The 26,032-nt window shown below is 42.3% G+C and carries 26 protein-coding genes and 1 other annotated feature (1 of these 27 running past the window's edge); of the genes, 7 read left to right on the plus strand and 19 right to left on the minus strand.

Annotated elements, in window-relative coordinates; all coding sequences use genetic code 11:
• Positions 1-37: 37 nt before the first annotated feature.
• From pbpA to BSI_RS15750, 4 genes are all read right to left on the minus strand, one after another.
• Positions 38-2,188, minus strand: coding sequence for a penicillin-binding protein 2A (pbpA, locus tag BSI_RS15765; RefSeq protein ID WP_003237015.1), 2,151 nt, complete (start codon positions 2,186-2,188; stop codon positions 38-40).
• 113 nt (positions 2,189-2,301) lie between these two features.
• The gene (locus tag BSI_RS15760) at positions 2,302-3,594 is read right to left on the minus strand and encodes an MFS transporter (RefSeq protein WP_003237017.1); all 1,293 of its coding nucleotides are present in this window, start codon (positions 3,592-3,594) and stop codon (positions 2,302-2,304) included.
• Between the two features lie 107 nt (positions 3,595-3,701).
• A complete protein-coding gene (gene sodA, locus BSI_RS15755) occupies positions 3,702-4,310 on the minus strand; it encodes a superoxide dismutase SodA (protein ID WP_003237019.1) in 609 nt (202 codons plus the stop codon).
• Positions 4,311-4,489: 179 nt separating this feature from the next.
• The gene (locus BSI_RS15750; protein WP_003237020.1) at positions 4,490-4,972 is read right to left on the minus strand and encodes a DUF456 domain-containing protein; all 483 of its coding nucleotides are present in this window, start codon (positions 4,970-4,972) and stop codon (positions 4,490-4,492) included.
• Between the two features lie 110 nt (positions 4,973-5,082).
• On the opposite strand from BSI_RS15750, the gene BSI_RS15745 reads away from it, so the two are divergent.
• From BSI_RS15745 to ispG, 3 genes are all read left to right on the plus strand, one after another.
• Positions 5,083-5,844: a DUF1189 domain-containing protein gene (locus BSI_RS15745; protein WP_003237022.1), complete on the plus strand. Its 762-nt coding sequence runs from the start codon at positions 5,083-5,085 to the stop codon at positions 5,842-5,844.
• A gap of 94 nt (positions 5,845-5,938) precedes the next feature.
• Positions 5,939-6,238, plus strand: a complete 300-nt coding sequence (yqfZ, locus tag BSI_RS15740; RefSeq protein WP_003237024.1) for a protein YqfZ — start codon at positions 5,939-5,941, stop codon at positions 6,236-6,238.
• A gap of 121 nt (positions 6,239-6,359) precedes the next feature.
• Positions 6,360-7,496, plus strand: coding sequence for a flavodoxin-dependent (E)-4-hydroxy-3-methylbut-2-enyl-diphosphate synthase (gene ispG, locus BSI_RS15735; protein ID WP_080030794.1), 1,137 nt, complete (start codon positions 6,360-6,362; stop codon positions 7,494-7,496).
• Between the two features lie 25 nt (positions 7,497-7,521).
• Here the strand turns inward: ispG and BSI_RS15730 are convergent, their stop codons facing one another.
• Positions 7,522-7,911 carry a DUF308 domain-containing protein gene (locus BSI_RS15730; RefSeq protein ID WP_080010836.1) on the minus strand — a complete coding sequence of 130 codons (390 nt, stop codon included), beginning with the start codon at positions 7,909-7,911 and terminating at the stop codon, positions 7,522-7,524.
• 133 nt (positions 7,912-8,044) lie between these two features.
• Here BSI_RS15730 and BSI_RS15725 point away from each other — a divergent pair, with 133 nt between their 5' ends.
• Positions 8,045-8,626, plus strand: coding sequence for a hypothetical protein (locus BSI_RS15725; protein WP_003237029.1), 582 nt, complete (start codon positions 8,045-8,047; stop codon positions 8,624-8,626).
• 41 nt (positions 8,627-8,667) lie between these two features.
• On the opposite strand, the gene zur is transcribed toward BSI_RS15725, so the two are convergent.
• Entirely contained in the window at positions 8,668-9,105 is a 438-nt protein-coding gene (zur, locus tag BSI_RS15720; RefSeq protein ID WP_003237031.1) for a zinc uptake transcriptional repressor Zur, read from the minus strand.
• Between the two features lie 135 nt (positions 9,106-9,240).
• Positions 9,241-10,122 (minus strand): YitT family protein, encoded by an 882-nt coding sequence (locus tag BSI_RS15715; RefSeq protein ID WP_003237036.1) that lies wholly within the window; start codon positions 10,120-10,122, stop codon positions 9,241-9,243.
• Between the two features lie 115 nt (positions 10,123-10,237).
• Between BSI_RS15715 and BSI_RS15710 the strand changes: the two genes are divergently transcribed.
• Positions 10,238-10,492 (plus strand): DUF2624 domain-containing protein, encoded by a 255-nt coding sequence (locus BSI_RS15710; protein ID WP_003237038.1) that lies wholly within the window; start codon positions 10,238-10,240, stop codon positions 10,490-10,492.
• A gap of 27 nt (positions 10,493-10,519) precedes the next feature.
• Here BSI_RS15710 and BSI_RS15705 read toward each other — a convergent pair whose 3' ends face one another.
• Together BSI_RS15705 and cshB are read right to left on the minus strand one after the other, a co-directional pair.
• Entirely contained in the window at positions 10,520-11,413 is an 894-nt protein-coding gene (locus tag BSI_RS15705; protein WP_032731890.1) for a deoxyribonuclease IV, read from the minus strand.
• Positions 11,414-11,422: 9 nt separating this feature from the next.
• Positions 11,423-12,739, minus strand: coding sequence for a DEAD-box ATP-dependent RNA helicase CshB (gene cshB / locus BSI_RS15700; protein ID WP_019258916.1), 1,317 nt, complete (start codon positions 12,737-12,739; stop codon positions 11,423-11,425).
• A gap of 168 nt (positions 12,740-12,907) precedes the next feature.
• Here cshB and BSI_RS15695 point away from each other — a divergent pair, with 168 nt between their 5' ends.
• Entirely contained in the window at positions 12,908-13,630 is a 723-nt protein-coding gene (locus BSI_RS15695; protein WP_003237044.1) for a YqfQ family protein, read from the plus strand.
• 122 nt (positions 13,631-13,752) lie between these two features.
• A complete protein-coding gene (locus tag BSI_RS15690; protein ID WP_003237046.1) occupies positions 13,753-14,697 on the plus strand; it encodes a 4-hydroxy-3-methylbut-2-enyl diphosphate reductase in 945 nt (314 codons plus the stop codon).
• Between the two features lie 22 nt (positions 14,698-14,719).
• Here BSI_RS15690 and BSI_RS15685 read toward each other — a convergent pair whose 3' ends face one another.
• The 10 genes from BSI_RS15685 to glyQ form a co-directional block, all read right to left on the minus strand.
• Positions 14,720-15,841, minus strand: coding sequence for a Nif3-like dinuclear metal center hexameric protein (locus BSI_RS15685; RefSeq protein WP_003237048.1), 1,122 nt, complete (start codon positions 15,839-15,841; stop codon positions 14,720-14,722).
• Positions 15,834-16,484 (minus strand): tRNA (adenine(22)-N(1))-methyltransferase TrmK, encoded by a 651-nt coding sequence (gene trmK, locus BSI_RS15680; RefSeq protein WP_003237050.1) that lies wholly within the window; start codon positions 16,482-16,484, stop codon positions 15,834-15,836. Before trmK ends, BSI_RS15685 begins: the two co-directional genes overlap by 8 nt.
• Before the next feature lie 256 nt (positions 16,485-16,740).
• A complete protein-coding gene (cccA, locus tag BSI_RS15675; RefSeq protein ID WP_003237051.1) occupies positions 16,741-17,103 on the minus strand; it encodes a cytochrome c550 in 363 nt (120 codons plus the stop codon).
• A 328-nt stretch (positions 17,104-17,431) separates the two neighbouring features.
• A complete protein-coding gene (rpoD, locus tag BSI_RS15670; RefSeq protein WP_003226225.1) occupies positions 17,432-18,547 on the minus strand; it encodes an RNA polymerase sigma factor RpoD in 1,116 nt (371 codons plus the stop codon).
• A gap of 199 nt (positions 18,548-18,746) precedes the next feature.
• Complete coding sequence (gene dnaG, locus BSI_RS15665; RefSeq protein WP_003237053.1) at positions 18,747-20,561, minus strand: DNA primase; 1,815 nt, start codon at positions 20,559-20,561, stop codon at positions 18,747-18,749.
• Positions 20,562-20,594: 33 nt separating this feature from the next.
• Positions 20,595-21,089 carry a YaiI/YqxD family protein gene (locus BSI_RS15660; RefSeq protein WP_003237054.1) on the minus strand — a complete coding sequence of 165 codons (495 nt, stop codon included), beginning with the start codon at positions 21,087-21,089 and terminating at the stop codon, positions 20,595-20,597.
• A gap of 253 nt (positions 21,090-21,342) precedes the next feature.
• Positions 21,343-22,155: a pyruvate, water dikinase regulatory protein gene (locus tag BSI_RS15655; RefSeq protein ID WP_003237056.1), complete on the minus strand. Its 813-nt coding sequence runs from the start codon at positions 22,153-22,155 to the stop codon at positions 21,343-21,345.
• A gap of 25 nt (positions 22,156-22,180) precedes the next feature.
• Positions 22,181-22,819, minus strand: coding sequence for a transcriptional regulator CcpN (gene ccpN / locus BSI_RS15650; protein ID WP_003237058.1), 639 nt, complete (start codon positions 22,817-22,819; stop codon positions 22,181-22,183).
• 133 nt (positions 22,820-22,952) lie between these two features.
• Positions 22,953-24,992, minus strand: a complete 2,040-nt coding sequence (glyS, locus tag BSI_RS15645; protein WP_003237060.1) for a glycine--tRNA ligase subunit beta — start codon at positions 24,990-24,992, stop codon at positions 22,953-22,955.
• Positions 24,985-25,872: a glycine--tRNA ligase subunit alpha gene (gene glyQ / locus BSI_RS15640; RefSeq protein WP_003226213.1), complete on the minus strand. Its 888-nt coding sequence runs from the start codon at positions 25,870-25,872 to the stop codon at positions 24,985-24,987. Before glyQ ends, glyS begins: the two co-directional genes overlap by 8 nt.
• 82 nt (positions 25,873-25,954) lie before the next feature.
• Positions 25,955-26,032 (minus strand) — a binding site (T-box leader) (it continues 98 nt past the right edge of the window).

Below are 26,032 nucleotides of genomic sequence, written 5' to 3' on the forward strand. Positions count from 1 at the left end.
ATAAAAAAAAACGCCCACATGATGTGGGCGTTTCTTTTTAGTTATCAGAAGACGTTGCGTTTTCTGCATTTTCTTCGATTTTGTCTTTATTCTTTTGCTGAGTATCTTCTTTGTCCTGCTTCGATTTCAGCTCAAAATATTTATCCAATACCTCTCTGCCGATTTCGTTTGTAATAGTATATTTAGCGCTGTAATCAACATAAGCCCAAGGAACTACAACAGAGATAGCGATCTCAGGATTATCTGCCGGCGCATAAGCGACAAGTGTCGTATTATAAGCCGCAGTTCCTGTTTTTGATTTATCTGGCCCGTCATAGAATGATTGCGCTGTCCCTGTTTTAGCCGCTGGTTGATAAGACGCTGAAGCAAGTTGGCTGGCAGCTGTCCCCTTCGTCGCCACTCGTCTAAATCCGGCTTGAACTTCTTTGATATACTCACTTTTCATGTCGACTTTATTCAGCACTTCCGGCTGAACGGATTGCACGACAGCACCGATTCCTTTTTCAGGATCAGAATCCCTGACCTCTTTCACAAGCTGAGGCTTCAAGCGGTAGCCTCCGTTTGCAATCGTTGATACATATTGCGCCAGCTCCAGCGGTGTATACGTATCGTACTGGCCGATCGCATAGTCAAGCAAGAATCCCGTCAATCTGCTTGTTCCTTTATAGCCTGTCATTTCATTCGGAAGATCAATTCCCGTTTTTACACCCAATCCAAATTGGCTGAAATAATTCCGGAACGTATCAAAGGCCGTCGTATCAATCGGTAAAGCTTGATGTGGTTTATATTCACCTTTTCCGATTGCGATCGCAGTTTTAAACATAAATACGTTGGAAGACTGCTCTAAAGCTCTTTGAATATTAACAGGTCCTAAAGTAGTCCACGATTTTTTACCGTTTTTATCTTGACCAATATACAATGGTTCATCCTGAAAAACGGTATTCAGGTTGATGGCGCCGGTTTGCAAGCCTGTCAGAACAGTTGCACCTTTGACAGCCGATCCCATGGCATAAGATGACGTCATATTTCCTAATGCGTAATCATCAACTTTATATTTTCCATTTTCTTGTTTAATCTGCTTACCCGCCATTGTCAGCACTTCACCGTTTCTAGGGTCCATCATGACAACGAATGCCCGGTCTAACAATTCCGTGCTTGGTCTTGCTTTAGCAGATTTGAGATTCTTCTCAATGATTTTTTCCACTGATTTTTGCAAATCAATATCAATCGTAAGCACGAGATCTTTACCGGCTTTCCCTTCAGAAACGGTTTTCGTTCCCGTGACATTGCCGTTTGAATCTGTGATATTTTCCACCTTTGCTTTTTGCCCCTGCAGAAGGCTTTCATATTGGTATTCCAGATAACTTTTTCCGACCCTGTCATTTCGGCTGTAGCCAAGCGACAGATAATGCTCGAGCAAGTTGGACGGCAATCCTTCATCAGAGCTGGAAACACTTCCGAGCACTGAGCGAAGAAGGTTTTTATACGGATATTCACGTTCCCAATCGGACGTGACATCAACACCCGGCAGTTCGTCTAAATGTTCACTTACGACTGCCATTTCCTTCGCAGATACATCTTCATTTTTGATATATTGAGGGGTCAATGCATATCCTGAATCCATCTGTCTTTTGATGGCGAGGATCTGCATGTCTTTATCCGTCAGTTCATTCAGCTGCTTATCATTAATCCGTTTTAGCTGAAGCTGATATAAATCGTCATCGGATAATTTTTTGTCTTTTACCTTCTGTCTTTCTTCAGAAGTAATCAACTTTTTGGCTTCTTTCGGCCTAGTCAAAATCCAATAATCCTTTTTATCACGTTCTGTTACTTTTTTTGTATCGACTTTAATCATATCAGACAGCTTTTTTGCGATCTTTAAACGCTGGTCTTGCGTGGTCGATTTAGATCTGGTGTATGTGATTGCATTTAAAGCCTTATTTGTCACGATGGCATTAAAGTTTCGATCATAGATTTTTCCGCGCGGCACCGCCGAGCTGACTTCACTTTGTTCCTGCTGATTGGCTTGGTTTTTGTAATCATCGCCTTGCACGATCTGCTTGATGCCTAATTCCACAATGATCCACGTGAATATGACAAAGGCAGCCAAGAATAAAATATTCAGCCGGATCGGAAGCGACTTCTTTTTCTCTTTATGATTTTGCTTTTTTGGTTTATTTCTCCTCATAACATCACCTTTTTCTATTTACAGAAAGAAAAGACACTCAAGTAAGAGTGCCAGTTTTCATTCTAAAGGTTTTTTCGACTTTTTTCTACAGATAACCCCTTTTTGACAAAAAATTATCTTTCGCCTTTTAAAAGATTCGGTTCAGTTACCCGTTTTTGGCCGTCTTCTTCCATGGTTTCATTTTCCTCTTCTTTCTCCTTAAAACGGATATCCTTGACAAAGTAATAAATCAGCGGATGTCCTATGCCCAATATAGCGAGTGACAAAGGAATTCCCACATCCTCTTTCAGAAGGGCCACAATCAAGAGAAAGCATAAAATAGAGACAATCCTGCCGGCGTTTAAAAACAATTCCCTCAGCACGATATATTCAATTCTTGCTTTTCTGGCATGCCGCGCCCGGCCTATCACATCATATGTAAGTGATACATATGGCACGAGCAAAAGAGGATAGCCGATGGCAATAAAAACGCCGTACGTCAATAATGTCGTAAAGCTCATATGAAACAGAATCAAAAACAGCGCACCATACAAAATAAGGCCGCCCAGCAAGATTGATTTTTTTCTGGCCTTTTTCTTAATCAGCCTGGATGCAAAGTAGTAGGCAAAGAAGGAAACAGCTGAGTTGACAAGGCCGAATGTGCCGAGGGCCAGTTCGCTGTTTGTCTCAATAAATACAAATACACTGATTAAGAAGACAAAAATCCCTTCTCTCAAGCCTTGAAAAAAATGCGCATTCGTAATTCTCCGCCAATTCATATTGCTATGGCGCTCTCCAAATACCTTGCTCAGCATAAAACGGCCCTTTGATTCTCTCCGTTTTAAAAAAAAGCTCATCACGACAGCCAAGGCAAATAAACTGAGGGAGAGACTGAAAATCACTGTGTAACCCGTATTATTTTCAAGCCTTGAGATAACAAATCCCGCTACAATCGGACCGATCATCCCTGCAGAGGAAGACAGAATGCCCATAAATCCGTTGAAAAAGTCTCGCGTCTCCGGCTCTGTTATTTCAAAGGTCAGCACGTTAAACGCAAGCCAATAAAAGCCATAGCCCACTCCGAGCACCGCACCGATCAGCACAAGTCGGCTGGCCGCCGTTTCTCCTGCTAAAAGCACACTTAAATAAAAGGCAGCTAAAAAAATGACGCCGAACCTTAAAATGAACACCCTGTCTATTTTTTTGGCTAACCGTCCAGCCAAATAAAAGGTTAACGGCTGCATTGTCACAATGGATAAATTATATATCGCCAAATCAATAAATTTCCCTGACTGCTTCCAAAGGTACACATTAACAAATGTATTGGACAATGCAATTCCCAGCGAGTAAAGCCCGCCAATGGTCAGCAGAAAGAGTAACCCTTTGTTTACGTCTACATCGCCAATTACTTTTTTTAGTTTGCTCATTACTGACTCCCCTTTACTATCCCTTAGTCTGTCTCACTCAAACCGAGATATGTAAAAAGAAGACAGAAAAAAACAAGGCCCCCCTATTGAGGACCTTGCTTGTGTCATTATTTTGCTTCGCTGTATAGACGAGCCACTTCGTCCCAGTTCACAACTTTCCAGAAAGCTGAAATGTAATCAGGACGGCGGTTTTGATAGTTAAGGTAGTAAGCATGCTCCCAAACGTCAAGTCCTAAGATAGGCGTTTTGCCTTCAGAAAGCGGAGAATCTTGGTTTGGTGTGCTTGTGATTTCAAGTTTACCGTTGTTCACAACAAGCCATGCCCAGCCAGAACCGAAGCGTCCAGCTGCTGCAGCTGCGAATTGCTCTTTGAATTTGTCAAAGCTTCCAAATACACTGTTGATCTCCTCAGCAAGCGCGCCAGTCGGCTCGCCTCCGCCGTTTGGAGATAAAAGTGTCCAGAATAATTTGTGGTTCGCGTGTCCGCCGCCATTGTTGCGGACTGCAGTGCGGATGTTTTCAGGAACAGAATTAAGATCTGCAACAAGCTCTTCAACTGATTTGTTTGCAAGAGCCGTGTTTCCTTCAACCGCTTTGTTTAAATTTGTAACGTATGTGTTGTGGTGTTTCGTATGGTGAATAGTCATAGTTTCCTTATCAATATGCGGTTCTAAAGCATCGTACGCATAAGGTAATTCTGGAAGTTCGTAAGCCATGATAAATTCCTCCTTAATATATATGTACTGAAATGCCGCTTCACAGCGAGCCTTTCTTCATTCAATGTAACAAAAGAACGCTGTGTAATCAATGAAAATGCTCACATTTTGGCTCATTTCAGCGGACATATTTCACTTTAACCGATAATCCGCCCCATTAAACCTGCCGCCGGCAATTCTTATAGGACCGTCCATAAAAAATATCCGATCATCAAAAGCTGTATGATGCCCTTTGCAATAACCCCTGTTAAAAAGCCAATGAGTGAGCCGAGACCAATTTTAAACGCTGACTTTAAGTCCTTTTGATGAACGATAAGTTCTGCACAAACAGCCCCGATAAACGGCCCTAATATGATCCCCGCAACCGGAATGACGAAAGGCCCGATTAATAAACCGATCGTGCTTCCCCATATGGCGGCTTTGCTTCCGCCAAACCTTTTTACTCCAAGCAGATTAGACACGTAATCTGCTGCGAATAATACTGCGGCAAAAACAGCTTCAACGAGCCAGAACATATATGAATACGGACTGAATGAAAACAAAAATCCGTACAATACAAAGCCGGCAACGATAAATACTACGCTCGGAATAACGGGATACACCAGCCCTATAAAAGCGATGATAAATACCGCCGCAATCACCAGCCAATATAACATATCCATAAAATCCATCCTCCCTTTTTACATCTATCTTCTTCATGTCTTCCTTGTATTCACACGCAGGCAACGATACAATAAGCAACATATATTAGTATAGCTAGGAAGTGAAGATAGTGAATGTATTTCAGCTTTTCATCAAAAGTACATACTCTCCCCGTGATATTGCAAAAACAAGATTTCAAGGAATCGGAAAAGCGATTCTTTATGTATTTTTGCTCTCTGTCCTTTTTGCAATTCCTACCGCTTATTATGTAAGCTCAGGGACCGTCAAATCAATGAACGGCTTTAAAACTGTTTTACACAAAGATTTCCCTGATTTCAAAATTTCAAACGGCAAACTTCAAACCGATGAAAAAAAAGCCACGGAATCACAGGCAAATGGCTTCGTTATCGTGTTTGATCCGACAGACGCCTACGGCACTGAACAAATCGAAGCAAAGCAAAACGCGATCGGCATCCTTCAGGACAAATTTGTTTTGGCCATTGACGGACAAGCCCAAGAAATGCCTTACTCAATGATGCCATCAGATTTAACAAAAAAAGATGTGATTGCGGGTTTAAACCAAAATAAAACGATGATCACAACTGTTCTTTCATTTCTCATTTTTCTCGTAACAGCGGCAGGAAAATTTATTGAAGTATCATTCTTAGCGCTTATCGGGGTAATCATTAAAAATGCACAGAAAAAGCATCTGTCCTACCATCAGCTTTGGAAGCTTTCTGCCTATTCGATCACCCTTTCGACTGTGTTCTTTACGATCATGCGGGCATTAGAAGCAACAGTTCCAAGTGAATTTTTACTGAACTGGTTCGTCAACTTTGTCATCCTGTTTCTTGTTTTGAAAGAGATCCCGTCCAAAAAAGTTGCTGCATAATCTGAGACTGCCTTCGCAGTCTCTTTTCTTTTGTCATGAATCGAAATGGACAAGCATACTATAGTATAAAATTTCGTATGCGGGAGGAAAAGCGATGAAGCGTCTCACTTTTGTATGCAGCATTGTTTTTATTCTTTTTATTCTTTTTTATGATCTTAAAATTGGAACGATACCCATCCAGGACCTCCCTGTCTATGAAGCATCAGCAAAAACGGCTGAACAGGAACCAGCCTATAAAACGGTGAAGGTACAGCCGGGTGACACCGTTATGTCAATTGTCGGACCAGCAGGTTCTCCTGACGACATTGTAAAGGATTTTGAAACACTGAATCCGAATGTGAAAGCCAACGCCATTCAAGCGGGAACAGCGTACAAATTCCCGGTCTACCCTTAATTAACGTTAATTTCTTGTCAGTTCGGCGAAGACACTGTTACAATGTAATTTGTAAAATAAATTCACATAAACCATACTAGAATTGTTATATCTAGAAGCGGCAACTACAATTAAGGAGCGATTGCAAGTGAGTGAAATCACACATCGTACAAAAACGCGTCCCGTCAAAGTGGGACCTTTAACAATAGGCGGCAACAATGAAGTTGTTATCCAAAGCATGACAACAACAAAAACACATGATGTAGAAGCAACGGTTGCGGAAATTAACCGTCTGGCTGAAGCCGGATGCCAAATCGTCCGGGTAGCATGTCCGGATGAACGGGCGGCAAATGCCATCGCGGATATTAAAAAACGCATTTCCATTCCGCTCGTTGTTGACATACATTTCGATTATAAACTTGCGTTAAAAGCCATTGAAGGCGGCGCAGATAAAATCCGAATCAACCCAGGCAACATCGGCCGCCGTGAAAAAGTCGAAGCGGTCGTTAAAGCGGCGAAAGAAAAAGGGATTCCGATCAGAATCGGAGTAAATGCTGGTTCACTTGAAAAACGGATTTTAGAAAAATACGGTTATCCGACAGCAGACGGAATGGTAGAGAGCGCACTTCATCACATTAAAATTCTTGAAGATCTTGATTTTCACGATATTATTGTCAGCATGAAGGCATCTGACGTCAACCTTGCGATCGAGGCTTATGAAAAAGCAGCGAAAGCATTTGACTACCCTCTGCATCTTGGGATCACTGAGTCAGGAACACTGTTTGCCGGCACAGTAAAGAGCGCAGCAGGACTCGGCGCGATTTTAAGCAAGGGCATCGGGAACACCATGCGTATTTCATTAAGCGCAGATCCTGTGGAAGAAGTAAAAGTAGCAAGGGAGCTTCTGAAATCTTTCGGCTTAGCCTCCAATGCTGCCACACTCATCTCATGTCCGACTTGCGGCCGTATTGAGATTGATTTGATCAGCATCGCCAATGAAGTGGAAGAATACATTTCTAAGGTGAAAGCGCCGATTAAAGTCGCTGTTCTCGGCTGTGCAGTAAACGGACCTGGTGAAGCGAGAGAAGCTGATATCGGAATCGCCGGAGCACGTGGTGAAGGACTGTTGTTCCGGAAAGGAAAAATTGTCCGTAAGGTTCCAGAGGAAACAATGGTAGAGGAACTCAAGAAAGAAATCGACATTCTTGCTGAGGAACACTATGCAAAGCTTGAAGCTGAAAAAGCAAAACTAAAAAAAGAAGAAACACAAAAAGCTTGACGGGAACCCGTCAAGCTTTTTTGTGTTAGAAAAATGGAATAATAAATATTCCAAGCACTAATGAGACGACACCGATACCCATCGCCCAAGCTCCTAGGCCTTGGGCACCTCTTCTTCTTGCGATATAGCCGACAATAATACCGGCAGCTCCCAATAAAACAGGCAGTACAAACAATGAAATAATGGACAAGGCTAATGCAATATAGCCTATTCCCCGCCCTTCATTGACATTGCCGTCGCTGCGGTCATTGTCTCGGTCATTGCTGCGGTCAGTAGCACGGTAAGGCTCTGCGATTTCAGCAGCCGTTTCCTCAAAAAAACCATCGTTGTCGCGGGTAATATTTGATCCTTCAGAACCATGATCTACATAGTAGCTGTTGTTATCACGTTTTTCGTAATCGTTTGCCACCTTCAATTCCCCCTTCTGTTTTTATTAAAGGAGCTTTTATAGTTTGATCTATTTTGCCTGATTCATGTTTGCTAAACTTTTCTGTTAATGTCAATTGTTTATGTTACACTGGAAGGGATGAAACTGAAGGAGTGTGGGCATGTTACGCTTAGGAATAGATATTGACGGCACAATCACGGCTCAGGATACATTCGTCCCTTATTTGAACCGCTCGTTTAATCTTTCCATTTCATTAAACGATATGACGGATTATGATTTGACAAAGCTGTTAAACATTACGCAGGAAGAATTTTGGGATTGGATGAATCAAAATGAAGCCATCATATATAAGGAAGCATTGCTTGCGCAGCATGCAAAACAGTCACTTGACCTCCTCAAAGAGGAGCACAAGCTTATTTATATTACAGCGAGACGGTCTCATTTAACTGATATTACTTATGAATGGTTTGACAGACAAAATATTCATTACGACCACATCGAACTCGTTGGCGGTCATCATAAAGTTGAGGCAGTCAAAAAACACAACATTGACTTGTTTTTTGAAGATCATCACGGAAACGCAATGATGATTGCGAAAGAAGCCGATATACCGGTGATTTTATTCAATTCCCCTTATAATCAGCTTCCGCTTGATTCAAACATCATCAGAGTCAGCAACTGGCTTGAAGCCGTTCAATGGATTAACAAAAATAAACATCATATCATACGTGTCAATAACTGAAAAAGGAGCCCAACCGGGGCTCCTTTTTCTCATATAAACAATTACGCAGTAGTGTTTTCTTGGTTTTCCGCTGTACAATCAGGGCATGTGCCGTAAATCTCAAATTTATGTCCGCTGATCTGATAGCCATCCAAATCATCACAAAGCTTGTCCATCGGGCATGATTCAATTTCTTTTGTTTTGCCGCAGGCAAGACAAATAAAGTGATGGTGATGGTGGGTAAATGAACACTTAAATCGGAAGAGTTTTTCACCGGACAGCTCAGTTGTTTCCAAAATACCAAGTTCTTCATATAAAGAAAGGTTTCTGTAGATTGTATCAAAGCTTAAGCCGGGATAATCATCATTTAATGCAGACAGTACGTTTTTAGCGGTAAGATACCTGTCTGAATCAGCAAAAAGCTGCAGCATATCTTCACGTTTATTTGTATATTTATATCCGTTTTCTTTCAGTAGGTTCAGCGCTTCTTGTACGTTCATGAAGGGTCCCCCTTTGCTTTGCTTAAGAACGTATCACATGTATGAAAAAGAAAATGGCAGCTGTCTGACCAGCAAGCCATTTTCTTTACTGCAGATAAAATTATACCCATAAAATGAATAAAAGTAAATGAAAGCCTAGTGGATTGCGTTTTTGAATTTTCCGCCTCTCGTTTCATGCGTATTCATAATCGTAATGAATGCATTTTGATCGACTTCAAACACGATCGATTTTAGCTTAGTCACTTCCAGCCTTGTGACAACCGCGTAAATCACGTCCTTTTCTTCGTCCGTATATCCGCCTTTCCCCTTCAGCTTGGTTGTTCCGCGACCGAGACGGTGCAAAATCGCGTCGGAAATCTCATCATACTGATCAGACACAATAATGACAGCTTTTGTTTCATCAAGCCCCTGGATTACGGCATCAATGGTTTTCATCGCAATATAATAAGTCATGAAAGAGTACATCGCTTGCTCAGGACCGAACACAAAACCAGCCCAAATGAAAATGAATACATTGATGAGCATGACGAACTCACCAACTGAAAATGGCAGCTTTTTCGTCAGCAAAATACCGAGAATTTCTGTACCATCCATTGAACCTCCGTTTCGAATAACGAGCCCGACGCCAAAGCCGAGCAAAAGACCTCCGAACACAGTGGCCAAAATAGGCTGAGTTGTAATGGCTTCTACATGGTGAAGTGAGGATTCAATAACGGCAAGCCCGACAATTCCAATCATCGTAGAGACAAGGAAGGTCTTACCGATATATTTATAGCCGAAGATCATAAAAGGAATATTTAAAATGACAACGAATAAAGCGAAATTCAAAAAGGGGTTTGACATAAAGAGGTGGTCTAAAATAAGTGATACACCGATAATCCCGCCATCAATAAAATCGTTAGGGATTAAAAATAATTCAATACTTACAGCCGCAGATGCAGCTCCTGCCAGAATCATGAAGACCCTGAAAATAAAGTGGGAAAATGTTTCTCTCTTATGTTGTTTTGTTGGGGTCATAAAATCTCCTTTCCTGCAATAACTATTTTAAATACATTATAAATCTATTTTACCATTAAACACTGACACATTTTACTGATTTGCCCATACATTAAGTCTGGAGGTGGAATGGTCGATGATTTTATTTCAAAGAATTATTTTGCAGCGGCTTAATCAGGCTACTGCTGACGATTTGCTGAAGTACTCAAAACAATACGGAATCAGCCTAACAAGACCGCAGGCCGTTGAAGTAGCGAACCTGCTGTACGGGAAAAATGTGAACATCTTTAATGAGAGTGAACGAATGCGGCTGCTGAAACAAGTAGAGGCAATTACATCGAAAGAAACAGCCCAAACCGTTAATGAACTATTCAAACAATTTACAAGCTGAAAAAATGGGGGACTTATCCCCCATTTTTTATTGCTGTAAAATCTTTTCAAGCAATGTGTCATCAAATTGTTTTTCTTTCAGCATTTCAATCTCAAAACGGTATGGCGGTTTTTTATTCTTTTTATCTTCACCGACATACGGCGTTTCAAGGATTTTCGGAATGTCTTTTAACTGCTCATGGTGAACAACATACTGCAGTGCGTCAAATCCGATTTCACCAAAGCCGATGTTTTCATGGCGGTCTTTTCTTGCGCCTTTGACATTTTTGCTGTCATTAATATGAAGCACTTTAATACGGTCAATACCGACGATTTTATCAAACTCAGTTAACACTCCATCAAAGTCTTCGACAATGTTATATCCGGCATCATGTGTATGGCACGTGTCAAAGCATACTGACAGATGCTCATTGTGTGTAACGCCATCGATAATCTGCGCAAGCTCCTCAAAGCTTCTGCCGCATTCAGATCCTTTTCCTGCCATTGTTTCTAATGCAATCTGGACATTTTGATTCGGATCAATCACTTCATTTAAGCCTTCAATAATTTTCTTGATGCCTGCTTCAGCTCCCGCTCCTACGTGAGCGCCTGGGTGAAGGACAATTTGCTTCGCTCCGATGGCAGCTGTCCGTTCAATTTCAGAACGAAGAAAATCGACACCAAGCTCAAAAGTGGACGGATTTGTCGTGTTGCCAATATTAATAATATAAGGCGCGTGTACGATAATCTCGTCAATACCGTTTTCTTTCATGTGTGCCCGGCCAGCTTCTATATTCAAGTCTTCAATTTTCTTTCGGCGCGTATTTTGCGGTGCGCCTGTATAGATCATAAACGTGTTCGCCCCATAAGAAACTGCCTCCTGGCTTGCAGCCAGAAGCATATGTTTTCCGCTCATAGAGACGTGTGAGCCTATTCTCAACAACAGGTTCCCCTACTTTCTTTTTTTAGATTGGTTTCTTCTCTGTTTTTTCTTGATTTTCTCCATCTCGTAGCTCATTTTCTTTTTATATCCAGGCTTAACCTTCTTCGGCTTTTTCACGAGACGATGTGCAATTTCATCCGCTTCGTTCGACGTTTTTTTACGCTTTTTGCGGCGCTGGCGGTCATCGCCTTTTTTCCACTCGCCCTTTTCAAGCTCCAAGTAATCAAATTCAATGCCCATTTTCTCGAGTCTGACTAATGAATCCTCATCAGAGAGCTCATAAATGGTCATCGCTTGTCCTGATGAGCCGGCGCGAGCCGTTCTGCCCACACGGTGAACATAAAAATCGAGATCATCCGGCAGCTCATAGTTGATAACATGGCTGACACCTTTAATATCAATGCCTCTTGCAGCAAGGTCAGTCGCAATGACATAAGTGAATTCCAAATCATTGATCTGCTTCATGACTTTTTTCCGCTCACGAGGCGTTAATCCGCCATGCAGCAGCCCGATTTTCATGCCTTTTCCAGTCAGATATTGAGCGATATGGTCAGCCGTGTTTTTCGTATTGGCAAACACAATGCCCAGGTATGGATTCAGATGAGACATGATGTCAAAAAGGAGCTTGTCCTTGTCACGATGTTTCGAAGGAATGAGGATATGCTCGATCTTCGCAGCAGTCACCTGTTTTGGCTCCACGTGGGCGTATTTCGGATTTTCCATATATTTTTTCAAAAATGGTTTCAACTTTTCCGGAATGGTCGCTGAGAACACAAGCATTTGCAGATCCTCAGGCATGCGTGAACCGATGTAATCTACATCTGCAAGGAATCCCATATCCAGCATTAAATCCGCTTCATCAATGACGAGAGATTCCGCTTTATAAACACTTAACGCCTGTTCTTTGATTAAATCGGCAATACGTCCTGGCGTACCGACGACAAGATGAGGCTGTGTTTTCAATTTATCAATTGATTTTTGTTTATCTGTGCCTCCGATAAAACATTTCGAGCGAATCTGACTGCCTTCTTCACCTTGTGTGATTTTAAGTGCTTCCTGATGAATCTGGTTGGCAAGCTCTCTTGTCGGAGCCGTAATGACAACCTGAACGACATCCTTAGCAGGATCGATTTTGTTTAATAAAGGCAGTAAATAAGCGTGAGTCTTTCCGGTTCCCGTCTGAGACTGGCCGATGACGCTTTCTTTTTTTAACACTGCAGGAATCAGCCTTTTCTGAATATCAGTCGGTTCATAAAAACCAAGGCGGTGCACTGCATCTATAATAAACGGTTTCAATTCATAAAGTTCAAATTTAGTTTCTTTCATTTTTCCCAGCTCCTTAAAGCGGCACATTATGTGTCCATCATCACATTATACCCGATTTTGCTTAAAAACACCACGTTTGGAAGGCGTTTGTTTTATTCAGTTATGTAAAGCAAATACCGCAGCCCATGCATATTCTAATAGCAGAGAGAGCTGAAAGGAGGTACAAGTATGTTTTCACCGCAGCAGCCGATGAGAAATTATCCGCAGCCCGGACCGCCCCGCCCCATGCCAAATCAGCGAATGATGGGCAGAAGACCGCCTAATTTGCAAAGACCTTCATTTGGACCGCAGCAGCAAGGTTTTCAGCAATCCGGACAATTTCTTCCTCAGGCAAATGCCGGAGCGAGAAATGGTGCGGGCGGAGGCTTAAAAGGAATGCTGTCAAAGTTCTTACCCGGAGGAGGAGGCACTGGCGGCGCCGGAGTTCCAGGAGCAGGCACAGCAGCGAGCGGAGGAGCAGGTCTGCAAGGCATTCAAAATATCGCCAATCCTGCATCTTTATCCAGTATGCTTGGGAATGTGCAAAAAGTGCTTGGCATGGCGCAGCAAGTCACCCCCATGATCCAGCAGTACGGCCCATTAGTCCGCAATCTGCCAGCAATGATGAAGCTGTACAGCCAGTTAAGTAAAAGTGATGATACAGAGAGCAATGAGGAAAATGAAAAGCAAACAGAGTCAGAAGAAACCTCGGAAATCGAGAACGAGGCTGAAGCAAAAACATCAGATGGGAACAAAAAATCAAAACCAAAAAGTTCTTCTCCACCGAAGAAATCAAAAACATCTGACAGTAAAGAACAAGAATCAAAAACATCTGCCCCGAAGAAAAAAGAAGCTGTCTCTCCTGCTTCAAAAAGAACATCAGGCAGATCAAAGCCGAGATTATATATTTAACATTCTTTGATATCTGAAGTGAGATTGGCTATAATGAGATCAGAAGAATGCAAGAATAGAGCCGTTTGATTACGGCTTTTTATATTGCCTTTACTCACTTCAGTATTGGAGGACTACCGAAAATGGACGTAATTAAAATTTCACCGCGCGGCTATTGCTATGGCGTTGTTGATGCTATGGTCATTGCCAAGAACGCGTCACTTGATAAAAGCTTGCCAAGACCCATCTATATACTCGGGATGATTGTTCATAATAAACACGTTACTGATGCGTTTGAAGAGGAAGGAATCTTTACTTTGGACGGCGCTAATCGTCTGGACATCCTGAAGCAGGTTGACAAGGGAACTGTCATTTTCACTGCGCACGGCGTTTCTCCCGAAGTCAGAAAAATCGCTGAAGAAAAAGGATTAGTCGCAATTGATGCCACATGTCCGGACGTGACAAAAACTCACGATTTAATTCTAGAGATGAAAGAAAAAGGATATCACGTGATCTATATCGGCAAAAAAGGTCATCCGGAACCAGAAGGAGCTGTTGGCGTAGCGCCTGAGATCGTTCACTTAGTTGAAACGGAAGAAGATGTGAAAAACCTTGATATCCAAGCAGAGAAATTAATTGTAACCAATCAAACAACGATGTCTCAATGGGATGTTTACGACATCATGGAGCTTGTAAAAGAGAAATATCCGCATGTCGAATACCACCAAGAGATTTGCCTGGCTACTCAGGTACGGCAGGAAGCTGTATCAGAACAGGCGAAAAAAGCGGACTTAACGATCGTTGTCGGTGACCCTAAAAGCAACAATTCAAATAGGCTTGCTCAAGTGTCAGAGGAAATAGCCGGCACAAAAGCATACCGAATCGGCGACCTAAGCGAATTAAAGCTCGAATGGCTTAAAGACGTGAATACTGTTGCCGTTACTGCGGGGGCTTCAACACCAACGCCGATCACAAAAGAAGTCATTCGCTTTTTGGAGCAGTATGATCATGAAGATCCATCAACTTGGACAATTGAACACAATGTACCGCTCAAAAAAATACTCCCGAAAGTAAAAGCAAAAAACTGAGGCTGTTAAAGCCTCAGTTTTTTTATAGAAATGTAAATGGATTTGTATCTGTCTCAGAAATAAAGATATTTACGTCCAGCTTTTTATCTTTGCACATTGCCGTCAGTTTTCTCGTGACGCCTTTTTTCATGATTTTTTCCGCATAATGGCCCGGATCAACAACATTCAGGCCAAGCATCATCGCATCGTGGGCCACATGGAAGTATAAATCTCCTGTGACGTAAACATCGGCGCCCTTCCGTTTCGCATGATGAATATACTTGTTTCCATCTCCGCCAAGAACAGCTACCTTCTTCACTATGCTGTCAGCCTCACCCACCATTCTAACGCCATTTACTTCAAGCTTGTCTTTCACAAATAAAGCGAATTCCTTGAGCGTCATCTCATTTTTAAGTGTTCCGACACGGCCGAGCCCTTTTTCGACAGGAGACTGCTCAACAGGATAAATGTCGTAAGCGACTTCTTCATATGGATGGCTTTTTATCATTGCTCTTATAACAGCTTTTTCGATGCTTTTAGGAAACACAGTCTCAAGCCTTACTTCATGAACAAGCTCAAGCTCTCCCACTTCACCAATAAAAGGCTTGGCGCCGTCTAATGGCTTAAAGCTGCCGATTCCTTCAGACGAAAACGCGCAATGGCTGTATTCGCCGATATGGCCCGCTCCTGCATTTCCGAGCGCCGCTCTGACCTGCTCTTCATATTCCTTCGGCACATATACGGCCAGCTTTTTCAGAGGATCAGTATAAGTAGGCGCCAGCACTTCCGTCTCACTCAGCTCTAATGCTTCAGCAAGCAAATCATTCACGCCGCCGTCCGCAACGTCTAAATTTGTATGAGCTGCATAAACTGCGATATCATGCTTCAAACACTTTTCAATTAACCTTCCGGCAGGCTGATCTGTTGAAATATGCTTTAGCGGCCTGAAAATAGGAGGATGGTGTGCAATAATCAAATCAACCTCTTTTTCAATTGCTTCATCGATAACGCTCTCCAACACATCAAGTGTAACCATCACATTTTTAATCGGTTTGTTTAAGGTGCCGATTTGCAGTCCGATCTTATCGCCTTCGACAGCATAGGCTTTCGGGGAAAATTGTTCAAACAGCTGGACGATCTGCTGCCCATTTACTGTTTTAGCCATGATCGATAACCTCCTTTAGCAGCTCCATTCGATCGGCGAGCTCCTTTAATTTTTGTTTATTTTGCTCTGTAGTTGCAGCTCGGCTGATCTGTTCATAAATGCTTTGTGTGTGCTCAAGCTCTTGTGTCCATTTTTTCAAAAAGACAGCATTCTTTTCTTTTGCCAAGAAAGGGCCGACGAGCATTCCGGCTGATAAAGAAATACCGGCATAAGCCGCATCTCTGTCTCCCGCTTCGGCGACAAGCACCTCATAGCACTTTCCGTCCTCTTCAAGGATCACCTCGTCTATCAACGCATATCCTTCTTTATAAAGCCACTCTCTGATATGAACAGCATGAATATTCGGCTGTAAAATAAGCCGTTCCTTTCCCGTTAATTTGTCTTTACCCGCTTCTAAAATGTGAGCGATCAAAGATCCGCCCATCCCGGCAATCGTAATGGCATCGGCTTCACCTTTTTTAATGACTTCCAGGCCGTCTCCCTGCCTTACAGAAATGTGCGAGCTTAAGCCTGATTTTTCAACCTGCCGCTTGGCAGACAAAAATGGGCCGTCTGTTATTTCTCCGGCAATTGCTTTGCTTGCTTTATGATTCAGCACCGCATAACAAGGAAGGTAAGCGTGGTCAGACCCGATATCGGCCATCACCGCTCCATTCGGTATGTACTCAGCTACTGTTTGCAATCGTTTAGATAATTTTAATTCGTTCACTTGTCATCACAACTTTTCTCAATCATTTTTTCCTTTTCTATCATATAAAAAATCAGCCAGGAATCCAAGCTGAGCGAATGATTTTAAGATTATTTCTTTTGATGCGGCTCTACTACGCAACAGACAAAAATAAAAGGCTGTCGAGAACATCTCGGCGGCCTGAGAACGTATAAGGAGAAAGATAGATCTTTTATTTAATTTTTGATACCCATTCTGCCATATCATCCAGCTTATCGGCCGGAACAAGACCGGAAGGCATCCCGTTACCGCCTTTTTCGATCTTTGTTTTAATTTCAGCGACATCTTTCTTATCCCCTACACCTTTTAAGCTAGGACCCGAAACACCTTCATAATTTTCACCGTGGCACGCGATACAGTTTGCCTTGTATATATCCTCCGGTGAAGCGTTTGCATCATCTTTTTCAGCAGATTTGCTTTCTCCGCCGCTTGCAATCTCCCGAGAGTCATCAAGTCCCTTTACTGATAAAAAGAAAGTCAGACCAATACCTAAAACAGCGATCAGTAAAAATGGAATAAGCGGATTCCATTTCATTTCCCTTCCCCCTTTTTGATCCTTCCCCCTATGTAAACACTTCTAATTCTAACTTATTTTTACAAAAAGTAAATGGATTGATATACAAAAGTTTTTTATTCACACTTTATACAAAATTGAATAGAAACATGCTTATTTCTCTGATATCCTTTTTATTCTATTGTATAATGTATTGTATACGCTTACAATAGAAAATATGGATTCAGTTTTGAAATTTTTCGCCACAATGTTCATTTGCAAATGACATCATTTTTCAGTAAAATAAAGACATATTATCCATATATCTTTTTTAAAAAAAGAAGAACGGATCTGCAAGACCCGTTCCATCTTATTCGAGGAAATCTTTCAAACGTTTACTTCTGCTAGGATGTCTTAGTTTCCGCAACGCTTTAGCTTCGATTTGTCGAATACGCTCTCTCGTTACTCCAAATACCTTGCCGACCTCTTCTAATGTTCTTGTACGGCCGTCATCAAGACCGAATCGAAGACGCAATACATTTTCTTCACGATCAGTTAACGTATCAAGCACATCTTCCAGTTGCTCTTTTAATAGCTCATATGCGGCGTGGTCTGAAGGTGAAGTTGCTTCTTGGTCTTCAATGAAATCACCAAGATGCGAGTCATCCTCTTCACCAATCGGTGTTTCCAGCGATACCGGCTCTTGTGCAATCTTTAAGATTTCGCGTACTTTTTCAGGTGTTAAATCCATATCTTCCGCAATTTCTTCAGGTGTTGGTTCTCTGCCTAAATCTTGCAGTAATTGACGCTGTACACGGATTAATTTATTAATGGTTTCAACCATATGAACGGGAATCCGGATCGTTCTCGCCTGATCGGCAATGGCGCGAGTAATCGCCTGTCTGATCCACCACGTAGCATACGTACTGAATTTATAACCTTTGCGGTAATCAAATTTTTCAACGGCTTTCATCAGACCCATGTTGCCTTCCTGAATCAGGTCAAGGAACAGCATTCCGCGTCCGACATACCGTTTTGCGATACTGACAACAAGCCGCAGGTTCGCTTCAGCCAATCTGCGTTTAGATTCTTCGTCACCTTCTTCAATCTTCTGAGCGTAGGCGATTTCTTCTTTTGCAGAAAGAAGGTTAACCCGGCCGATTTCCTTTAGATACATACGAACTGGGTCATTGATTTTGACACCAGGCGGTACACTTAGGTCATTAAGGTCAAATTCTTCTTCGGCTTTGGCAAGCTGCTGAATATTAGGATCTTCTGTTTCTTCATTCTCACTAATTAATTCAACACCTTGTTCACCTAAAAATTCATAATACTCATCCATTTGGTCTGATTCAATTTCAAAGCTGGACATACGCTCGGCAATTTCTTCATATGTCAAAACGCCACGTTTTTTACCAGACTCTGTTAATTGCTCTTTTACTTGGTCGAATGTTAATTCTGTCTCGTGGGTTTGTTTATCAGCCATTATGGATCCCTCCTTCCAAAGCTTGCAACGAATTCTATAAGCGGTATGATTCTTATTCGGTCCATTCAGGCGTTTTCTATGTGAACTGCCTTTAACAATGTGCGAATAATGAAATGACAATTCATGATGAGGTCAAGCGATCTATTTGCTCCTCCGCAAGGAATCATTGCCAATAAATGCTTCTCACCAGTTTATCTAGTTATTTTAAAGATCGGTTCAATGTAACGATTTCTTGAGCCAGAGAAGCAGCTCTTAAAAAATCTTTTTGCCTTTCGGCTTCGGCTCTTTCCGCCTCTTTTTCTTTTATCATTGACCAATTTCTGTGATTCAACACTTTTTTTACATAATCTGATAACTCGGCTTCACTGAGCTCTTGATTGACCTGGAGCATTAAAATATCAGACAAGAGCTGGCTTATATGATCATCCGTCACTCTGGCCATCAGATGCTGAGGCGTCAGCTCGGCTCCCTCCTCATAAAAAGCGTAAAGATAGGCGGCTAATGCGCGATGCTCATCAATATTAAATTGAAAGCCTACCCGGTCAATCACTTTTTTGATGACGCTTCGATCTCGAAGCATGTGGGCGAGTAACAGCCTTTCCGCATTTTCATACGCCGGACGCAGACGTTTTTGCCTTGCTTTTGTCGTCAGATGCGCTCGCCGTGTTTTCGTTTCACCGCCACCATTGTCAGCAGGTTTGTTTTGCTTGCTGAAAACAGTCAGCTGCTCAGTTAAAGACTCCTGTGAAAGCGAAAACTCTGAAGCAAGCTGTTTTACATAGACTTCCTGCTCAAGAGACCCTGAAAGCGTGCTGATTTCTTTCAGTACGTCTTTAATGTAAGCTAAGCGATCGCCTTCATCGGACAGGTTCTTTCCTTTTCGGAAATATTGCATTTTGAACGCCATCACGGTGACACTAGCGTCGATAATGTCGTTTTTAAATTTGTCCCCGCCGAACTTTTTGATGTAATCATCAGGGTCCAATCCGTCAGGAATCATTGCAACTCTGACTTTGCAGCCTTTATTTTGCAGAAGCTCAGAAGCTTTTAAGGTGGCTTCATAACCGGCTTTATCAGAGTCATAGCAAAGAATGATTTCTTCGACATTTCTTCTCAGTATCTTGACATGATCATCTGTCAGAGACGTTCCCATCGTGGCTATGCTCTCTTTTACACCCGAGCTTACGGCCGATATGACATCGGCAAACCCTTCAAATAAGACTGCTCTTTCCTGCTTTCTGATATGAAGGCGGGCCTTATAAAAATTGTAAAGCAGTTTACTTTTATGAAAGAGCGGTGTTTCTGGACTATTCATATACTTAGGCTGCTGGCTGCCAAGAGCCCTGCCTGAGAATGCAATAACAGCCCCGTGATGATCATGGATCGGAAACATGACGCGGTTTCTGAAACGGTCAAAATATCCGCTTCCGTCTTCGCGTCTGATCAGGAGTCCCGCTTTTTCCATTTGCGCCTCACTAAAGCCCCTCTTCACGAGAAATTTCGTGATGAAGTCCCAAGAATCAAGGGCATAGCCGATCTGAAATTCATCAATCAGCTCTTTTGTAAAGCCCCTGGAAAGCAGATAATCCAATGCCTCTTGACCTTCTTTTGTATTTATTAACAAATGATGGTAAAATTTCTTCAGGAGCTCATGAGCCTCAGCCATTTTTTGATCTCCAGAAGATTCTGGCCGAGCTCCGGAATGGACTGTTATATCATCTGGAAAATCAATTTGGTATTTGTCAGCAAGGTGAGAAACAGACTCAGCAAATGAATAGCCTTCCATCTGCCTTAAAAAAGAGAAAACATTGCCGCCCGCTCCGCAGCCAAAGCAATGAAAAATCTGTTTGTCGGGCGATACGGAAAACGAAGGTGTGCTTTCTCCATGAAAAGGACAGAGTCCAAAGTAGTTTCGGCCTTGCTTCTTTAATTGAACATAATCACCTATGACTTCAACGATATCTGCCGACTTTTGTACCTGATCCACAATTTCATCTGGTATCCGATTTCCCATCTTATAACACTCCGTCGTACATTATTCGATGCTTTAGTGCAAAATCCCTTCATCGTTCGACAGGATTTTTTGCAGCAGTGTAATAAATCGTTCTCGATCTTCATTATTCAATTTTTTAGGCCCTTTGGCGTATATGCCTTTTCTCCTTTGTTTGCCTGAAAAATGACGGCTCTCAAGAGCAAAATCAATCGTGTCTTCTTTGTAAAGACGCCCTCTTTCCGACATGACGGAGACATTTCTGTTCAACAGCAGGGATGCTAATCCGATGTCCTGCGTTACAACGATATCTCCCGGTTTTACGTGATTTGCGATATATAAATCAGCAGCTTCTTTATGAGGATCAACATACTTCCATTTTTCTTCCTTGCTTCTGGAAAGCTGATAATGTTCAAATGAAGCGACAAAAAGAACTTGGACTTCATAATCGGATGCTGTTTGTAAAATTTCATCTTTTACCGGACAGGCATCAGCATCGACAAAAATCGTCTTTTCTTGTTCATTAAGAAGAGTAATTCTCCATCCCTCCATTAAACTCCTGCATAAAAGCAAGCAAAATCGCACATCCTTTATCATTGCGGATGTACATAAATTTGTCGAAAAATTTCCGGGAGAAATTCTTGACATCTTACCCATAATAGTTTATTCGTATCACACGAACCTTAAACCTAAAATTAATCATTTTATCACAATTTTTTATTATAATACAAACTTCACAAAGATGCTATTGTTTTTCATTATTCCCTTTTGGCATAGCCAAAAACCCAGGATAGAGCGTCCTGAGTTACATGTTTTTTGTTTTGAGATGATGGATGATATTCGCTGTTTCTTCAACCGCTTTATTTGAAACATCAACAACCTGGCACCCGATCCGATCCACAATCTTTTCGAAATATTCCAGTTCCTCTTTGATTCTGTTGATATTTGCATAGATCGCTTTGTCATTAAGCCCGAGTGATTTTAACCGTTCTTTTCTGATATGATTCAGTTTATCCGGGCTAATCTTTAAGCCGATGCATTTTTTCGGATCAACATTAAAGAGTTCTTCCGGCGGGTCAACCTCGGGAACAATCGGAACATTGGCAACCTTCAGGCGCTTGTGGGCGAGATATTGAGACAGCGGTGTTTTAGACGTTCTTGATACGCCGATCAAAACGATATCAGCTTTTAAAATCCCTCTTGGATCACGTCCATCATCGTATTTAACTGCAAACTCGATGGCCTCCACTTTTTTGAAATAGTCTTCATCAAGCTGGCGCACCCGCCCCGGTTCGTATTTCGCTGTTAAACCGTAGGCTGTTTCCATTTTATCAATTAACGGGCCGATAATATCATAATATAAAACATTTGCTTTTTCCGCTTCGGCAATCAAATATTCTCTGATTTCCGGCACCACAAGTGTAAAACAGATAATGCCGCCGTCTGCCTTTGCAAGTGAAATCACTTCATTGATAGTGCCTATATCTTCAACATAAGGAATTCTTCTTACATGTGTATCGTCCGCTGAACCGTTAAATTGGCTGAGCGCTGCTTTTACTACCAATTCAGCCGTTTCACCGACTGAATCCGATACGACATAGATGATGCGGTTATTCATATTATCCCCCCGTTAGTTTGCGATCTTATAGGATTTCATTTTCAGATAAACTGACAAGTATTTTTGTCATATTCGTTTTTGTCACTCTGCCGATCACTTCAAAGCCTTTATCGGTATCTTTGATGACAGGCAGTGCATCAATTTGTTTTTCTATTAAGTGCTTTGCAATGTCCATCACATAATCCTCGCGCCTGCACACCGTAATGTTCGGCATCCTTGTCATAATGATGTGAACAGGGACTGATGTAAGCTCCTGCTGGCCAATGCTCGCTCTCAGCAAGTCTTTTCGTGAAAGCACCCCGACTAAAACAGCATCGCGGTCCACCACAAACAGAGTACCTACATCTTCTAAAAACATGGTGCAAATCGCATCGTACACAGAAACGTTTTCGTGAATCACAACGGGGATAGATTGAAAGTCTTTCACCTGAAGCTTTTTGAGTTTATCTGCCAAAAGCTGTGTGCCGGTTTTTCCAGTGTAGAAATAACCGACTCTCGGGCGCGCCTCGAGGAATCCTGACATGGTGAGTATGGCTAAATCCGGACGCAATGTTGCCCTGGTTAGGTTCAGCTTTTCTGCAATATGCTCCCCTGTAATCGGCCCGTTTTCTTTTACAATCTGCAAAATATGTTCTTGCCGTTTATTTAGTTCGATCGTACTCACCACCTTTTCACTTCATATCTATGTAAAGAAACAATAATCCATATTATATCGTAAATATCTTGTAATCAAACAAAAAAACTTATAAATGGGGAAAAGACGATTACCGATCACACAGCAACCGCCTTTTCTCTCTTTATTTTACAATAAGGGCATTCATATTCGCAAAGGACTTGATCTCATCCGCCAAGTTTACCATTTGCGCTAGTCGGTTTGCCTTTAATGTCTCGTTATCCGCTATAACCATTGTATGATCGAAGTATGCATCGATCGGTTCTTTTAAGGCTGAAAGTGAAGAAAGGGCCGCCTCGTAATCTTTTTTACTGAAGCTTTCCTGCAGATTTTGCTTCGCTGTTTGATAGGCATCAAACAGTTTTGCTTCGTATTCATTTTCAAATAGATCAGGCTGAATGTCTCCGCGGACTCCTTTTTTGCTGATAGAAATCACTCGGCCTAAAGCTTCCGCTGTTTCCTTAAAGCCCGGCGCACCAAGTTTTTGTTCCAGCACTTGTGCTTTATGCAGCGCTGAGTATGGCTCAAGCTCAGAGCTTTCCAGCACGGCATCGATGACATCGTGTCTGATCTGTTCAGCATTCAAGACATATTTCAGGCGCTGAGTGAAGAAATCCAGCAATTCATTTTCTTTTTCGGTTTGTACGAAAGTAAGCAGCTCTTCAAACGAAATTCCCCAGTTGCGGTCAAGAAGAATTGCAACAATACCGCTCGCTTGGCGGCGCAGCCCGTAAGGATCCTGAGAACCGGTCGGAATAACACCGATAGAGAAGAATGAAGCGATTGTGTCAAGCTTATCCGCCATTGCTACAACTGCTCCGATGAAAGTAGAAGGCGTTTCTCCGCCTGCTGATCTAGGCATATAGTGTTCGTTGACTGCCGTAGCCACTGCTTCATCTTCACCAAGCATTCTCGCATACTTTTCACCCATAATTCCTTGAAGCTCAGGGAATTCGTATATCATATGAGTGACAAGGTCGAATTTAGAAATTTCAGCAGCTCGCTTCACATGTTTTAATGTATCTTCATCAGCTTGAAGACGAACGGCAAGCTTCTCTGCGATTGAAGTGACTCTTCTAACCTTATCAGCAAGAGAACCAAGCTCTTCATGGAAAACAATGTTTTCAAGCTTCTTCACGTTTGCATCAATGTTTAGTTTCTGATCTTCCTTGTAGAAGAATGAAGCATCAGATAAACGCGCGCGCAGCACTTTTTCATTGCCTCGGGCCACATTTTCGATCGCGTGGCTGTTGCCGTTTCGGACTGTGATAAAGTGAGGCAACAAATCACCGTTCTTGTCTTTGACAGGGAAGTAGCGCTGATGCTCTTTCATTGTCGTGACAAGCACTTCCTCAGGAATTGACAGAAACTCAGATTCAAATGAACCGTAAAGAGCTGTCGGATATTCTACTAAATGATTCACTTCATCAAGAAGGTCTTCGTCAACTGGAATGCTCCAATTGTTTTCTGCAGCCATCGCTTCCAGCTGAGATTGAATCATTTGTTTCCGGACGTTAGGATCAGCAATAACGTGCTGTTCTTTCAGCTGCTCTTCATAAGCTGAAGGTGATTCAATTGACACTTCATGTCCAAGGAAACGGTGTCCCTGTGTTGTCCGTCCAGACTCAACGTTTGTGATCGAAAATGGAATGACATCCTGTCCAAATAAAGCAACAATCCATTTGATTGGCCGGATATAACGCAAATCTTCATTTCCCCAACGCATGTTCTTCGGGAAATGCAAGCTCGTAACTAAGCCGCTCAGTTCCGGAAGAAGCGATTTCGTTTCTTGGCCGGCTTGGAACTTTTGCACGAATACATACTCTGTGCCTTTCACTTCTTTAATGTACAGGTCTTCCACATTCGCGCCTTGGCCTTTTGAAAAGCCGATCGCCGCTTTTGTCCAGTTGCCGTCTGCATCAAGAGCAATTTTTTTCGCAGGCCCTTTCGCTTCTTCTTTTATATCAGCCTGCTTTTCTGCTACATCTTTTACAAAGACAGCGAGACGTCTCGGTGTATTGAAGAGCTTTACTTCACCGTGATTAATATTTTTTTCTGTAAGCCAGCCTGTCAGCTTCTCACCAAGCTGAACCATGCTTTCATTCAAAAAGCGCGCCGGCATTTCCTCTAATCCGATCTCTAAAAGTAAATCCTGTTTACTCATGAGAAGAACCCTCCCCTTTAAGCATTGGGAACCCTAGTTTTTCTCGTTCCTCATAATAGGTTTTTGCTACTTTTCTCGCTAAATTCCGCACTCTTGCGATATAGCCTGTCCGTTCGGTAACAGAGATCGCACCTTTGGCATCAAGCAGGTTGAAAGTGTGCGAGCATTTCAGCACATAGTCATATGCAGGGTGAACAAGTCCGTTGTCCATTTGCTTAATCGCTTCTTTTTCATACGTGCTGAACAATTGGAACAGCATATCGACATCTGACGTTTCAAACGTATAAACGGAATGCTCGTATTCCGCCATCATGAATAAATCTTTCACCGTAAAGCCGGACGTCCATTCCAAGTCGAAAACATTTTCTTTATCCTGGATATAAGACGCAAGACGCTCAATTCCGTACGTAATTTCTACAGAAACCGGTTTACATTCAAGTCCTCCGACCTGCTGGAAATACGTAAATTGTGTAATTTCCATTCCGTCAAGCCATACTTCCCAGCCTAGACCCGCACAGCCTAAAGACGGATTCTCCCAGTTGTCTTCAACAAAGCGGATATCATGCTCAAGCGGATCAATTCCAAGAGCGCGCAATGAATCTAAATACAGCTCTTGAATGTTATCAGGAGACGGTTTAATAATGACCTGAAATTGATGATGCTGATACAGTCTGTTCGGGTTCTCCCCGTATCGTCCGTCAGCAGGGCGTCTGGAAGGCTCTACATAAGCCACTTTCCACGGCTCAGGCCCAATACTGCGCAAAAATGTATACGGGCTCATCGTGCCGGCCCCTTTTTCTACATCGTAAGCCTGCATAAGCACACAGCCCTGACTGGACCAATGCTTTTGCAAGGTTAGAATCATGTCTTGAATGTTCATTTCAAGCACCTCCACTTTTCCTTCATAAGATGACTGCGGCAGCAACCAAAAAACTCCCGTCTCTATGCTTGCCAGCCGCAAACATAGGGACGAGAGTTCTCCCGCGGTTCCACCCTAGTTGCTGAGATCAAAATCCCAGCCTCTTTTTTTAAAATTGCTC

It is taken from the genome of Bacillus inaquosorum KCTC 13429 (genome assembly GCF_000332645.1).
Classification (GTDB): Bacteria; Bacillota; Bacilli; order Bacillales; family Bacillaceae; genus Bacillus; species Bacillus inaquosorum.

Bases quoted from the DNA above. Each gene is read 5' to 3' on its own strand.
- BSI_RS15685 (WP_003237048.1), bottom strand. From the start codon at position 15,841: ATGGCTAAAACAGTAAATGGGCAGCAGATCGTCCAGCTGTTTGAACAA.
- BSI_RS15710 (WP_003237038.1), top strand. From the start codon at position 10,238: ATGATTTTATTTCAAAGAATTATTTTGCAGCGGCTTAATCAGGCTACT.
- glyQ (WP_003226213.1), bottom strand. From the start codon at position 25,872: ATGAACATTCAAGACATGATTCTAACCTTGCAAAAGCATTGGTCCAGT.
- BSI_RS15750 (WP_003237020.1), bottom strand. From the start codon at position 4,972: ATGGATATGTTATATTGGCTGGTGATTGCGGCGGTATTTATCATCGCT.
- pbpA (WP_003237015.1), bottom strand. From the start codon at position 2,188: ATGAGGAGAAATAAACCAAAAAAGCAAAATCATAAAGAGAAAAAGAAG.
- BSI_RS15760 (WP_003237017.1), bottom strand. From the start codon at position 3,594: ATGAGCAAACTAAAAAAAGTAATTGGCGATGTAGACGTAAACAAAGGG.
- BSI_RS15690 (WP_003237046.1), top strand. From the start codon at position 13,753: ATGGACGTAATTAAAATTTCACCGCGCGGCTATTGCTATGGCGTTGTT.
- BSI_RS15655 (WP_003237056.1), bottom strand. From the start codon at position 22,155: ATGAATAACCGCATCATCTATGTCGTATCGGATTCAGTCGGTGAAACG.
- yqfZ (WP_003237024.1), top strand. From the start codon at position 5,939: ATGAAGCGTCTCACTTTTGTATGCAGCATTGTTTTTATTCTTTTTATT.
- cccA (WP_003237051.1), bottom strand. From the start codon at position 17,103: ATGAAATGGAATCCGCTTATTCCATTTTTACTGATCGCTGTTTTAGGT.
- zur (WP_003237031.1), bottom strand. From the start codon at position 9,105: ATGAACGTACAAGAAGCGCTGAACCTACTGAAAGAAAACGGATATAAA.
- rpoD (WP_003226225.1), bottom strand. From the start codon at position 18,547: ATGGCTGATAAACAAACCCACGAGACAGAATTAACATTCGACCAAGTA.
- sodA (WP_003237019.1), bottom strand. From the start codon at position 4,310: ATGGCTTACGAACTTCCAGAATTACCTTATGCGTACGATGCTTTAGAA.
- trmK (WP_003237050.1), bottom strand. From the start codon at position 16,484: ATGGCCGATATCGGGTCTGACCACGCTTACCTTCCTTGTTATGCGGTG.
- BSI_RS15660 (WP_003237054.1), bottom strand. From the start codon at position 21,089: ATGGAGGGATGGAGAATTACTCTTCTTAATGAACAAGAAAAGACGATT.
- BSI_RS15725 (WP_003237029.1), top strand. From the start codon at position 8,045: ATGTTACGCTTAGGAATAGATATTGACGGCACAATCACGGCTCAGGAT.
- BSI_RS15695 (WP_003237044.1), top strand. From the start codon at position 12,908: ATGTTTTCACCGCAGCAGCCGATGAGAAATTATCCGCAGCCCGGACCG.
- dnaG (WP_003237053.1), bottom strand. From the start codon at position 20,561: ATGGGAAATCGGATACCAGATGAAATTGTGGATCAGGTACAAAAGTCG.
- BSI_RS15715 (WP_003237036.1), bottom strand. From the start codon at position 10,122: ATGACCCCAACAAAACAACATAAGAGAGAAACATTTTCCCACTTTATT.
- cshB (WP_019258916.1), bottom strand. From the start codon at position 12,739: ATGAAAGAAACTAAATTTGAACTTTATGAATTGAAACCGTTTATTATA.
- glyS (WP_003237060.1), bottom strand. From the start codon at position 24,992: ATGAGTAAACAGGATTTACTTTTAGAGATCGGATTAGAGGAAATGCCG.